Source organism: Streptomyces atriruber, from assembly GCF_001418325.1.
Lineage (GTDB): Bacteria > Actinomycetota > Actinomycetes > Streptomycetales > Streptomycetaceae > Streptomyces > Streptomyces atriruber.
In genome coordinates this window covers 1-12,140 of the sequence record NZ_LIPN01000352.1, presented here as the reverse complement: position 1 = coordinate 12,140, position 12,140 = coordinate 1, and the positions used below count along the sequence as shown (strand labels likewise).

Below are 12,140 nucleotides of genomic sequence, written 5' to 3'. Positions count from 1 at the left end.
GGCCGAGTTGCGGCATGTCCAGCGAGACCGTGGCTTCCTGGGTGTGGTGAGGGTCGAGATTGGCGACCACCACGACCGTGTCCTGTCCGTCGCGCTTGCTGTAGACGATGACCGCGTCGTTGTCGGCCTCGTGGAAACGGAGGTTCCTGAGCAGCCGCAGGGCGGGGTGCTCGCGCCGGATCCGGTTCAGTGCGGTGATCAGGGGCGCGAGCGAGCGGCCCGCACGCTCGGCGTACTCCCAGTCCCTGGGGCGCAGTTGGTACTTCTCCGAGTGCAGGTAGTCCTCGCAGTCCGCCCGGGCCGGGGTGTTCTCGCACAGCTCGTAGCCCGCGTACATGCCCCAGCTCGGCGACAGCGTGGCGGCGAGCACGGCCCGCACCTCGAAGGCGGGACGGCCCCCGTCCTGGAGGTAGGCGGGCAGGATGTCAGGGGTGTTCACGAACAGATTGGGGCGCAGATACGCGGCGGTCTCGACGGAGAGCTCGGTCAGATGCTCGGTGAGCTCCTGCTTGGTGTTCCGCCAGGTGAAGTACGTGTAGGACTGCTGGAAACCGGCCTGCGCCAGGGCCCGCACGACGGGCGGCCGGGTGAAGGCCTCCGCGAGGAAGACGACGTCCGGGTCGCTCGCGTTGACCTCGGCGAGCACCCGGTCCCAGAACGCCACGGGCTTGGTGTGCGGATTGTCGACGCGGAAGACGCGTACGCCGTGCCCCATCCAGAACCGCAGCAGCCGCACCGTCTCGGCGATCAGGCCCGGCAGATCCTTGTCGAAGGAGATCGGATAGATGTCCTGGTACTTCTTCGGCGGATTCTCGGCGTACGCGATGGAGCCGTCGGGGCGGTGGGCGAACCACTCGGGGTGCTTCTCCACCCAGGGGTGGTCCGGCGAGCACTGCAGCGCGAAGTCCAGGGCGACTTCGAGGCCGAGCCCGGTGGCGCGGCGCACGAACGCGTCGAAGTCGTCGAGCGTCCCGAGGTCCGGGTGCACGGCATCGTGGCCGCCCTCCGGAGAACCGATCGCCCACGGCACGCCGACGTCGTCAGGACCGGCGGAGAGCGCATTGTCCGGGCCCTTGCGGAAGGTGGTGCCGATGGGATGGATGGGCGGCAGGTAGACGACGTCGAAGCCCATCTCGGCGATGACTGGCAGCCGCGCGGCCGCGGTGCGCAACGTCCCGGGGACGGGCGGGGACCCGTGCTCGACGACGGCGCCCTCCGAACGGGGAAAGAACTCGTACCAAGCCCCGTACAGAGCCCGTTGCCGCTCCACGAGCAGAGGCAGCGCCTGCGAGCGGGAGAGCCGTTCCCGCAAGGGGTGCCGCGCAAGGGCCGCGGCCACCTCCGGAGCGAGCACGGCCGCCAGACGCACGACCGGGGCCCGTTCCTCGTCCTGCAGTGCGGCAGCCGCTGCCAGCAGGGCCCGCCGCGCCGCGCCCTGAGGCGCCGCGCGCGCCGCGCGCTCGTACAGCAGCGCACCCTCTTCGAGCATCAGCCCGGCGTCGATACCGGCAGGGACCTTGATCTCGGCGGCGCGCCGCCAGTCCGTCACGGGATCCGCCCAGCCCTCCACCTGGTAGGTCCACCGTCCCTCGGCGTCCGCGGCGACCTCCGCGCCCCAGCGGTCGCTGCCCGGGGAGAGTTCACGCATCGGCGTCCGGTGCTCGCGGCGTCCGCCGGGGCCCCGCAGCACGACGTCGGCCCCGACCGCTCCGTGCCCTTCGGTGAAAACGGTGGCGGTGACCTGGAAGGTCTCGCCGGGGACGGCTTTCGCGGGCCGACGGCCGCGGTCGACGGCGGGCCGGACGTCCAGGACGGGTATGGGCACGGACGCGGGGCCGGGTGCGAGTACCGGGCCGGGTGCGGGCGGATCAGGGGGAGCGGAGGGCGTCTCCGAAGCTGACGTCATCGGTCCTTCCTCCGCCGGGCTCGCGTGGTGTGCGTGGTGTGCGCGGTGCGCGTGGGCGCAGATACCGCTCGGCCGCGTCGGCGGCCTCCCGTGCTTTGCGCTCGCCCATCAGCGCGCACAGCGTGTACGCGCTGTCCTCGAAGCGGATCCGTACGGAACGGTCGGCGGGGTGGGCGAGCAGCAGCCGCTGCCAGGCCCGGTACCGGCGCAGATGCCGTGCGACGTCAGCTCTGGCGGGCGGCAGCTTCACGCTGGTCACCCCTTCTTCCGCGACGGCGTGCGGTGCACCTGACTCATCGTGCACGCAGGGGCACCCAGCGTCCTGTTAGAGATTCAACTACTGGAAGCGGCCGCCGCGGTGCGCTCGCGCTCGCCTGTGGTTCGTGTTGCGCAAATGGAGTAGCGCTCTCACGCTGAGAATGACTCAGTAGCGATCAGTGCTCACGTTTCGTGTTCGGGGCTCGGCCGGTCGAGGCCGAGGTGGAGCGGACCAGCTTCGCCGAGAGGAGCCAAGAGCAATGAAATCCGCGATCCCCTGCTACTACCACCTCGACGTCGAGGTAAGCCCGGAGAGGATCGACCAGGTCAGGCGGATTCTGACCGCGCATCTACGGCACTGGGGGCTGGGAATCCTCAGCGAACCCGTCTGCCATTGCACCGGCGTTCTGCTCCATGAGATCGAGGAGCACGGAGCCGACAAGAAGACCGTCGTGGAGATGTGGTGGAACGGCCAGCACCTCATCACCGCCGTGTCGGACAGCAATCGTGACCTTCCCCGCCGGCACTACGGGCCGCAGGGCTGTCTGACGCAGATCGCCGCGCTGAGCGACGGCTGGGGCAGCTTCCCGGCGACCCACGGCAAGATCATCTGGTTCTCGCGCCGGGTCCGTGCGCCCGAACACGCCCCACTGACGCCCCCCACCCCCGCGCCCGGCCTGCGCGAGGCGCTGGACCTGCCCCGCACGGCCGGGGCCGAGGCCGAGGGCGCCGCCGCGGCAGCCGAGGGCGCGGCCGCCATGGCCGAAGCGGAGGCACCTGTCGCGGCCGTGTGACGACCGGCCCACGCGGCGGCCGAACGCACCGGCCCTACGCGACGGCCGAACGCACCGGCCCCACGCGGCGGCGCGAAGCACCGGCTGCGGCTTCCCGAGCGGGCGGCCGCAGTCGGCGCACCGTTTCCGGCCCGACCCCGCAGTCCCCTTCCGTACGGAGGCAGTTGCGTGCGCACCTGGACCGGCACCCCCTTCCCGCTCGGCGCCACCTACGACGGTGAGGGGACCAACTTCGCCCTGTTCAGCGAGATCGCCGAGCGCGTCGACCTCGTGCTCCTCGACGACGACGGCACGCACCGCGGCGTCACCCTCTCCGAGGTCGACGGCTCCGTCTGGCACTGCTACCTGCCGGGGATCGGCCCCGGCAGGCGCTACGGCTACCGGGTGCACGGTCCCTGGGACCCCGCGGCAGGCCACCGGTGCAACCCGGCCAAGCTGCTCCTCGACCCCTACGCCAGGGCCATCGAGGGCCAGATGGACAACGACGCGGCGCTCTTCGAGCGGGCGGCCGACGGCCCGGGGCGGGCCGACAGTGCCGGGCACACCCCGCTCTCGGTGGTGACCGACCCGTCCTTCCCCTGGGAGGGCGACCGGCCGCCGAGGCGCCCGTACGCCGACACGGTGGTGTACGAGGCACACGTGCGCGGACTGACCCGGACGCACCCCGGCGTGCCCGAGGCGCTGCGCGGCACGTACGCGGGCCTCGCGACGGAGCCGGTGATCGACCACCTGACGTCCCTGGGCGTGACCGCGATCGAACTGATGCCGGTCCACCAGTACGTGCAGGACGGCTTCCTGCGCGACCGCGGCCTGTCCAATTACTGGGGCTACACCTCCATCGGCTTCTTCGCCCCGCACAACGCCTACGCGGCGCACGGCTCGCGCGGCGAGCAGGTCACCGAGTTCAAGTCCATGGTCAAGGCGCTGCACCAGGCCGGGCTCGAAGTGATCCTGGACGTGGTCTACAACCACACCGCCGAGGGCAACGAGAACGGCCCCACCCTCGCCTTCCGCGGCATCGACAACGCCTCGTACTACCGCCTCGCGGAGGACGATCCGGCGCACTACTTCGACACCACCGGCACCGGCAACAGCCTGCTGATGCGCCACCCCAACGTCCTGCAACTGGTCATGGACTCGCTGCGGTACTGGGTCACCGAGATGCACGTCGACGGGTTCCGGTTCGATCTGGCGGCGACCCTCGCCCGGCAGTTCCACGACGTGGACCGGCTGTCGGCGTTCTTCGACCTGGTCCAGCAGGATCCCGTCGTCAGCCGCGTCAAGCTGATCGCCGAGCCCTGGGACGTCGGCGACGGGGGGTACCAGGTAGGCAACTTCCCGCCGCTGTGGTCGGAGTGGAACGGCAAGTACCGCGACTCCGTACGGGACTTCTGGCGCGGCGCCGACCACACGCTCGCCGAGTTCGCCTCCCGGCTGACCGGCTCCTCCGACCTCTACCAGCACGACCGCCGCCGCCCGCGCGCCAGCGTCAACTTCGTCACCGCGCACGACGGGTTCACCCTGCGCGACCTGGTCTCGTACAACGACAAGCACAACGAGGCCAACGGCGAGAACGGCCGGGACGGCGAGAACGTCAACCGCTCCTGGAACAGCGGCGTCGAGGGGCCCACCACGGATGAGGGGATCTTGCGGCTCCGCGCGCGCCGGCAGCGGAACTTCGTGGCCACCCTGATGCTCTCGCAGGGCATTCCGATGCTCGCCCACGGCGACGAACTCGGCCGCACCCAGCAGGGCAACAACAACGCCTACTGCCAGGACGGCGAGCTCTCCTGGATCGACTGGGACCTCACGGACGAGCAGCGCGAACTCATCGGCTTCACCCGTCGTGCCATCGGGATCCGGCTCGCCCACCCCGTGCTGCGCAGACGCCGCTTCTTCCGCGGCGACACGGCCACGCACCGGGGCCAGCCGCTGCCGGACCTGGTGTGGCTGCGGCCCGACGCCCTGGAGATGACGGACCAGGACTGGCGGCGCGCCGACGCGCACGCCGTCGGCGTCTTCCTCAACGGCGACGCGATCGCGGAGCCGGACGCCCACGGCAGGCCCGTGGTCGACGACTCCTTCCTGCTCCTGCTCAACAGCTACTGGGAACCGGTGGTCTTCGACCTGCCGGACGCCGCGTACGGCGAGCGCTGGACGGCGCGGATCGACACTTCCGACCCTTTGGGGGCGGCGGACGAGGTGGAACACAAGGCCGACACCGAGGTCTGCCTGGAGCCGCACAGCCTGCTCCTGCTGTCCCGCCCCGCCCGCACCACCTCGGTCAGCGCACGGTGACGGTGAACACGGGGGAGGCCGTCGTCTTGTTGACGACGCGCAGCTCGTTCTTGCCCTTCAGGCCGAGCTTGACGCCCAGGGAGTAGGCGCCGTTGCGGGCGACGGGAGCGGAGGCGGGCAGGGAGACCCACTGGCCGCGCTGCTTCTGCTGCAGGGTCACCTTGGCGCCCGGCTTCAGACCGGTCGTGGTGCCGGTGACGCGGAACAGCTGCCACGCCTTGACGGACTTCACCGAGGGCTTCGCGGTGATCTTGGCCGCCGGGGCGGTGGCCTTCTGCGCGACGGAAGCGGGGTGCGCGGCCGGGGTCGCGGCCGTGGCGGCGGTGCTCGCCATGGCGACGGAGACCGCGCCGATGATGCCTACCGCAGCGAGGCGCAGGGAGTGCCGCTTGGTGACGATCATGGAGATGCCTTTCCGAGAGGACATGAGGAGTTCACGCAGAAGGTGCGCTATTTCCCATTGGGGCCAATCACGACTGATTAGACGGCCGACCTCCCCTTTGCGTTGTCCTCGCAATGTCACCGTCCTGCAACAGGCGCTGCCGCCTCTCTCCGCGGCCGGTGATGCCGGGCCGGTTCCCCGTGGCGGGGGAGCCGCATGGGCCGTTGGCTTGATCGTGGTCGGTCCCGATGTGTTCGGGTGGGCCAATGGCACAGTTCTCCGGGGCTCGGTTGAGCCAGATGGCGGTTTGATGGTCTGATGGGCATGTCGATGGCGCTGCGGATCTCCGCGGCGCCTTTTTCATGCGGGCAGTCGAGACGGGCACGGAAGGGGCGGGGGAGTTTTGCTGAAGAGGGTGTTCGTGGCACCGGACCCGGGCGGGATCCGATGGCGCTTCGCTTCGAGGGCCGTACTCGGCATCTCCTTGGCGGTGGTCGTGTGCGGTCTGGCCGGACACTCGCTCGTCGCCGCGATCACGGGCGGGCTCGCCGCGCTGCTCGCCCTCTTCACCGTCACGGACACCACGGTGCGGGGGCAGGCGATCACCACGGTGCTGCTGCCCGCCGTCGGGTTCCCCGTGCTGGCTCTCGCGGCGTCCCTGCACGACACGCCGGTGCTGCGGGACCTCGCCTTCCTGGCCGTGATGGGCCTCGGCGTGTACGCGCGACGGTGGGGGCCGCGAGGGCATTCGCTCGGCGTGTTCGCCTTCATGACCTTCTTCATCAGCCAGTTCCTCCACACCGAGGTGCAGCAGCTGCCCCAGCTCTACGTCGCGGTCCTCCTGTCGCTGGCCGCTTCCTCGACCGTGCGCTTCGGGGTGTGGTGCTACGAGCGCAGGCTGCCGCCCGGTGTCGTACCGCCCGCCCCGCCGGCCGCCAGGGGGCTGGCCCGGGCCACCACCCGGCAGGCGATCCAGGCGGCCGCGGGCGGAGCCTTCGCGCTCGCTGCGGGGCAACTGCTCTCCGGCGAGCGCTGGTACTGGGCGGTGGGGGCCACCTGGTGGGTCTTCGTCAACACCACCTCGCGCGGGGAGACGGTGGTACGGAGCTTCAGGAGGGTGCTCGGCACGCTGATCGGAATGGCCGCGGGCCTCGTCCTCGTCGTACCTCTGGAGGGTGCGCCCGTCCCCAGCGCCCTGCTCGTGGCGATCGGAGTCTTCGGCATCTTCTACACGGCCGCGGTGTCCTACACGTGGATGATGCTCTCGGTGACGGTGCTCGCCGGTTCGCTGTACGGCCTGCTCGGCGTGCTGGACGCGGACCTGCTCGCGCTGCGGCTGGCCGAGACCGGCATCGGTGCCCTCGGCGCGGTGCTCGCCGTGCTGCTCGTGCTGCCGATCACGACGCACGCCACGACCGAGGCCTGGATCGAGAAGGCGCTGCGCTGCGTCCACGACTGCACGCAGGAAGCGGCCGCACGGCTCGCGGGCTCGGAGTCCGCCGACCCGGCCCGCCGCATCACCGAACTGGAAGCGATCCTCGGCCGGGTGCGGCTCTCCCTCGCGCCGCTCGTGCATCCGTTCAGCCCGCTGAAGACCCGCAAGGGGCGTGCTCTTCAGGTGGTCGCGTTGCTCGACAACTGTGCGCGCGAGATACGTGGACTGGCCGCCGTCGCCGCCGACCCCGAGGCATCGCACGATGCCCGCCTGGCCGCCGCCTGCCGACGTGTCGAGGCCGCGGTCGAGTCCCTGACGACACAGCAGGCGGTGCCCGCGGAGGTCAGCGCCGTCGTCGATCTGCCGCACGCCGTCGTGGAGCCCGCCCTCGCCCATCTGCACAGCCTGGAGCGAGCCCTGGCGGACCTCGCCCACCCCCTTCAGCGGGCGGGGCGCGCACCGTTGCTGGGGGCCTGACCCCCGACGGGCGGGCTTCCCGCGGACCGGCCGGGGCCGCCGGTGTCCGCTTCGCCGCCGTTCTCGAAGGCGTGGCGCAGGCGCAGCAGGCCGCGCCGGGCGTGACTCTTGACCGTGCCCAGGGGCCAGCCGGTGACGACGGCGATCTGGGGCTGCGTGAGGTCGTCGTAGAACGCCAGGCGCAGGACCTTCCGCTGCGGTGACGGCAGACGGGCCAGCTCGTGCTCGACCAGCAGCTGGTCGAGCACGCCGTCCAGGGACGATGACTCCTCGGTGCGCACGGCGAGCGCCGCGCCCGCGGCGTCCACCAGCGCGGCCCGGCGGGTGCGCGCGGACAGGGCGTCGGCGACCTTGCGCCGGGTGATGCCGATGAGCCAGCCGGCCAGGGTGCCACGGCTCGGGGAGTACCCGGCCCGTCCGCGCCAGGCGGCGATGAACACCTGCTGCGTCACGTCCTCGGCCTCCCGCGCGTCCCCGAGCGAGCGCCGGGCCACGCAGTTCACCAGGGCTGCCCACCGATGATGGACGACGGTCAGACAGGCCTCGTCCCCCGCCACGAAGCCGGTGGCCAATTCCTCCTCGTCCCAGCCCGCCGCGCGCCCCGGCAGGGGGGCGGGACGGCTCTCGGCGACCGGTTGACTGGCGATCATGGGCGGCGGCTCCTTCTGCCGGGGGCACCGCTTCTCCGGCCCCGGGGTGGTCCGGGGCGGGCAGGCGGTCTGGCGCCGATCCTTCGCGCGGGCAGACGGTCGAGCAACGTGCATCGATTCTGCGTCGTATTTTGTAGAGCATGAACGATTCAGCCGGTACGGAGCCGCCGGAGACTCCCGGGGCCGCGATGACCTCGGGCGCCGTCGCCCGACGCCTGGGCGTCTCGCCGACCACGCTGCGCAGCTGGGACCGCCGCTACGGCCTGGGCCCGGCGGTCCGCCCGGAGGGGCGCCACCGGCGGTGGGCGCCCCAGGACATCGCCATGCTGGAACACATGTGCCGCCTCACGGCCGGCGGCATCCCGCCCGCGGAGGCGGCACGCCTGGTCAAGAGCTCGCGCCGAGCCGAATCCGGACACGTTCCGGCGGCCGCACCCGCGACGGGATCCGTACCCGCGACGGGATCCGCGCCCGCGACGAGATCGGCCCCGTCAACGGGAAACGATTCGTCAGAGGAGCCGGAGGGAGCACTGCCGTCGACGGGGCCCAGGACATCCCCTGCCGACGGGCCCCCGCCCGGCCGACGGCGCCACCGCAACGCCAGCACCGCGTTGCCGCTCGGTCACGTGCGTCAGGAGTGCCGGGGTCTGGCGCGTGCCGCGGTCCGGCTGGATGCGCACGAGGTGCAGAGCAGGCTCAACGCGCTGGTCCGTGAGTACGGTCTCGTGCCCGTGTGGGAGGAGGTGATGGTGCCCACGCTGCGTGCGGTGGGGCGCAAGTGGGAGCTGTCGGACGACCGGTACGTGGAGGTCGAGCACCTGCTGTCCTGGCACATCTCGACCACCTTGCGCAGCGTTCCGCTGCTGCGGCCGCACACGGTGCCGCTCCTGGACAGTTCCCCGGTGCTGCTCGCCTGCATGGCGGACGAGCAGCACACCCTGCCGCTGGAGGCGCTCAACGCCGCCCTGGGTGAGCAGGGGATGCCGACCCGCATGCTGGGTGCGGCCGTGCCGCCGGAGGTGCTCGTCGCCGCGGTGCGGCGTACCGGGCCCGCGGCCGTGGTGCTGTGGTCCCAGGACCGTCGCACGGCCGGTGAGGCGGTCGCCCGCCGTGTCGCGGCCATGGAGTGGGGTCCCGCGGGAGCCCGCCGACGCGCGCTCGTGCTGCCGTCGGGGCCGGGCTGGGGACGGACCGCCCTCACCGGGTTCGGCCGCTGCAACAGCCTCCGGGACGCCGTCACCCTCCTCGGCACGCCCCGTGACACAGCCGCTGCACTCACCTCGGCCCGACCGCATCCGCGCGCCGTGCGCGAGCCGAAGAAGGAAGGAACGCGGTAGCGGAAGCACCGCGGGCACACACGAGTCGTCGGCGCAGCGAAGGTGGTCGTCATGTCCAGGAGCCGGGGCGGACCGGACCGACCGGACGTCATCGTGGTGGGGGCCGGACTCGCCGGACTCGCCTGCGCCGCGGACCTGGTGGGCGAGGGACTGGACGTCCAGGTCCTGGAGGCCTCCGACGCGGTGGGCGGCCGGATGCACTCCGACCGCGTCGGCGGTTGTGTGATCGACCGGGGCTTCCAGGTGTTCAACACCGCCTATCCGCAGGTCCGCAGGCGCCTGAACCTGCGCGAACTGCGGCTGCGCCCCTTCACCCCCGGGGTCCTCGTCCACACCGACCGGGGACGGCTCCGGCTGGCGGACCCCACCCGCGCCCGGCGCGCCTGCCACGGCCCCTCGTCCCCGGGGCCACGCGACCTGGCCGCCCTCGCCCTCCTCGCCGGCCGGGACGCCCTGCCCCCGGCCGGGCGGATCAAGCACCGCCGGGACCGCAGCACCCGTGCGGCGCTGGCCGCCGCGGGCTTCTCCGAGCAGTTCGTCGAACGCTTCTTCCGGCCGTTCCTGTCCGGGGTCTTCCTGGAGGAGGACCTGGAGACGTCGAGCCGCGTCTTCCACCTGGTGTGGCGCAGCATGCTGCGCGGCACCCTCTGTCTGCCCACCGCGGGCATCGGCGCCGTCCCCGCGCAGCTCGCCGCCGGGCTCCCCGGTTCCACGATCCGTCTGGAGTGCCCGGTCGAGGGCCTGACCGACGACGGCGTACTCCTCGGCGGGGGAGGCGAGGCGACGGCGCCGATCGTGGTCGTCGCCACGGGACCCGGGCCCGCCGCCGATCTGCTCCCCGGCCTCACCCCGTCCCCCTACCGGGCCGTCACCACCTACTACCACCTGTGCGAGCGCCCGCCCCTCGGCGAGCCGACCCTGCTCACCGACTCCGGCAGGCGCTTCCTGAACACCTGTGTGCTCAGCGAGGTCGTGCCCTCCTACGCCCCCAAGGGCCACGGCCTGGTGGCCACTTCGGTCCTGGGGGACGACACCCCGGGCCGGGAACGCGCCGTGCGCTCCGCGCTCGCGGCGGCATACGAGGCCGACACCGCCGACACCGCGGACTGGGAGCTCCTGACGGTGCGTACGGTGCCCGAGGCCCTGCCCGTCATGCTGCCGGGCCACGCGCTCAGCCGTACCAGCCGGGTCGGGCACGGACGCTACGTCTGCGGCGACCACCGGACCACCGGATCCGTCCAGGGGGCGCTTGCCTCCGGCACCCGCGCCGCCCGCGAGATCCTCGCCGACCTGCACGACGGCCGCGTCTAGGGACCTCCCGGCGGATCTCCGCGCGGTCGGTGCATCCAAGTGGCGCTCCCGTGCGGAATGCTGGGCATGGGCAGACGACCGCCGAGGGGCTTCATGCAGGACACGGACATCGCCATCGTGGGTGCCGGTGCGGCGGGCCTGTCGCTCGCCTACCGGCTGGCCGCAGGCCGTCCCGGTGGCCGGCTGCCGTCGGTGGTCCTGGTCGACGCTCCCGCGGGGCCGTTGAAGCCCGCGGAGCGCACCTGGTGCTTCTGGGAGGAGCCGGACGGCGAGTTCGACGCCGCCCTGACCGCGGTCTGGGACACCTTGCGCGTCCACGCCCCCGACGGCACCGCCGTCGCCGCCTCGCCCGCCCCGCTGCGCTACAAGATGCTGCGCTCCAGCTCCTTCGAGTCCCTCGTCGACGACCGCCTCTCCGAGCAGTCGAACGTGGCGCGCCTGGAGGCGGTCGTCGAGGAGATCCGCGACGTCGGCAAGGGGGCCGAGGTCCGCACGCGCATCCCCGGCGGACGCCCCCTGACGCTGTGCGCCCGGTGGGTGTTCGACTCGCGCCCGCCGCGACTTCTGCCACCGGGCCGGACCACGCTCCTCCAGCACTTCCACGGGTGGTTCGTCACGACCGAACGGCCCGCCTTCGACCCCCTGGTGGCGGACCTGATGGACTTCCGTACCCCGCAGCCCCCGCACGGCCTCTCCTTCGCCTACGTGCTGCCCACCAGCCCGCACCAGGCCCTGGTCGAGTACACGGAGTTCTCCCGCAAGGTCCTCGACGACCAGGCGTACGACGCGGCGCTGACGCGCTATCTGACGCACGAACTGGCCCTCGGCGCCCACGAAGTGGTCCGCGTGGAGCACGGCGTGATCCCGATGACCGACGCGCGCTTCCCCCGCCGCGCAGGCCGCTCCGTCTTCCGCATCGGCACCGCGGGCGGCGCGACCCGGCCCTCGACCGGATACACCTTCGCCGCCATCCAGCGACAGACCCGCGCCATCGCCGCCGCCTACCACCGCGGCCGCACCCCGCAGCCGCCCCCGGCGCACTCGACGCGGTCACGGGCCATGGACGCCGTACTGCTGCGGGCCCTGGACACCGGCCGGGTCAGCGGGGCGTCGTTCTTCACCCGGCTCTTCCGCCAGGTCCCCATGGAACGGCTGCTCCGCTTCCTCGACGGGCGCACCACCGTCCGCGAGGACCTGACGATCGGGCTGCGCACCCCCGTGGCCCCCATGCTGCGCACGGCCGCCGAGCTGCCCAGGCTGCCCAAGCACCGGGCCCACGCCCCGGCTTCCGC

At 72.3% G+C, this 12,140-nt stretch carries 10 protein-coding genes; 6 read left to right on the top strand and 4 right to left on the bottom strand.

Annotated elements, in window-relative coordinates; all coding sequences use genetic code 11:
* Both AOK03_RS31170 and AOK03_RS31165 read right to left on the bottom strand, forming a co-directional pair.
* A partial coding sequence (locus AOK03_RS31170; RefSeq protein WP_079075060.1) for an alpha-1,4-glucan--maltose-1-phosphate maltosyltransferase occupies window positions 1–1,906 on the bottom strand: 1,906 nt, incomplete at its 3' end.
* Complete coding sequence (locus AOK03_RS31165; protein WP_244177820.1) at window positions 1,869–2,165, bottom strand: DUF5133 domain-containing protein; 297 nt, start codon at window positions 2,163–2,165, stop codon at window positions 1,869–1,871. The genes AOK03_RS31170 and AOK03_RS31165, both read right to left, overlap by 38 nt.
* 259 nt (window positions 2,166–2,424) lie before the next feature.
* Here AOK03_RS31165 and AOK03_RS31160 point away from each other — a divergent pair, with 259 nt between their 5' ends.
* Both AOK03_RS31160 and glgX read left to right on the top strand, forming a co-directional pair.
* Window positions 2,425–2,958: a hypothetical protein gene (locus AOK03_RS31160; protein ID WP_055568719.1), complete on the top strand. Its 534-nt coding sequence runs from the start codon at window positions 2,425–2,427 to the stop codon at window positions 2,956–2,958.
* 168 nt (window positions 2,959–3,126) lie between these two features.
* Window positions 3,127–5,256, top strand: a complete 2,130-nt coding sequence (glgX, locus tag AOK03_RS31155; protein WP_055568718.1) for a glycogen debranching protein GlgX — start codon at window positions 3,127–3,129, stop codon at window positions 5,254–5,256.
* Here the strand turns inward: glgX and AOK03_RS31150 are convergent.
* A complete protein-coding gene (locus tag AOK03_RS31150) occupies window positions 5,243–5,683 on the bottom strand; it encodes a hypothetical protein (RefSeq protein WP_244177819.1) in 441 nt (146 codons plus the stop codon). The two genes, glgX and AOK03_RS31150, sit on opposite strands and share 14 nt — an antisense overlap.
* A 358-nt stretch (window positions 5,684–6,041) precedes the next feature.
* Here AOK03_RS31150 and AOK03_RS31145 point away from each other — a divergent pair, with 358 nt between their 5' ends.
* Window positions 6,042–7,550: an FUSC family protein gene (locus tag AOK03_RS31145; RefSeq protein WP_055568716.1), complete on the top strand. Its 1,509-nt coding sequence runs from the start codon at window positions 6,042–6,044 to the stop codon at window positions 7,548–7,550.
* Here the strand turns inward: AOK03_RS31145 and AOK03_RS31140 are convergent.
* The gene (locus AOK03_RS31140; RefSeq protein ID WP_063792608.1) at window positions 7,514–8,200 is read right to left on the bottom strand and encodes an RNA polymerase sigma factor; all 687 of its coding nucleotides are present in this window, start codon (window positions 8,198–8,200) and stop codon (window positions 7,514–7,516) included. The two genes, AOK03_RS31145 and AOK03_RS31140, sit on opposite strands and share 37 nt — an antisense overlap.
* 140 nt (window positions 8,201–8,340) lie before the next feature.
* Here AOK03_RS31140 and AOK03_RS31135 point away from each other — a divergent pair, with 140 nt between their 5' ends.
* The 3 genes from AOK03_RS31135 to AOK03_RS31125 all read left to right on the top strand — a co-directional run.
* Window positions 8,341–9,537 (top strand): MerR family transcriptional regulator, encoded by a 1,197-nt coding sequence (locus AOK03_RS31135; protein ID WP_055568715.1) that lies wholly within the window; start codon window positions 8,341–8,343, stop codon window positions 9,535–9,537.
* A 51-nt stretch (window positions 9,538–9,588) separates the two neighbouring features.
* Entirely contained in the window at window positions 9,589–10,848 is a 1,260-nt protein-coding gene (locus tag AOK03_RS31130) for an NAD(P)/FAD-dependent oxidoreductase (protein ID WP_055568714.1), read from the top strand.
* Window positions 10,849–10,941: 93 nt separating this feature from the next.
* Window positions 10,942–12,140: lycopene cyclase family protein (locus AOK03_RS31125; protein WP_055568713.1), on the top strand; the 1,199-nt coding region annotated here is incomplete at its 3' end.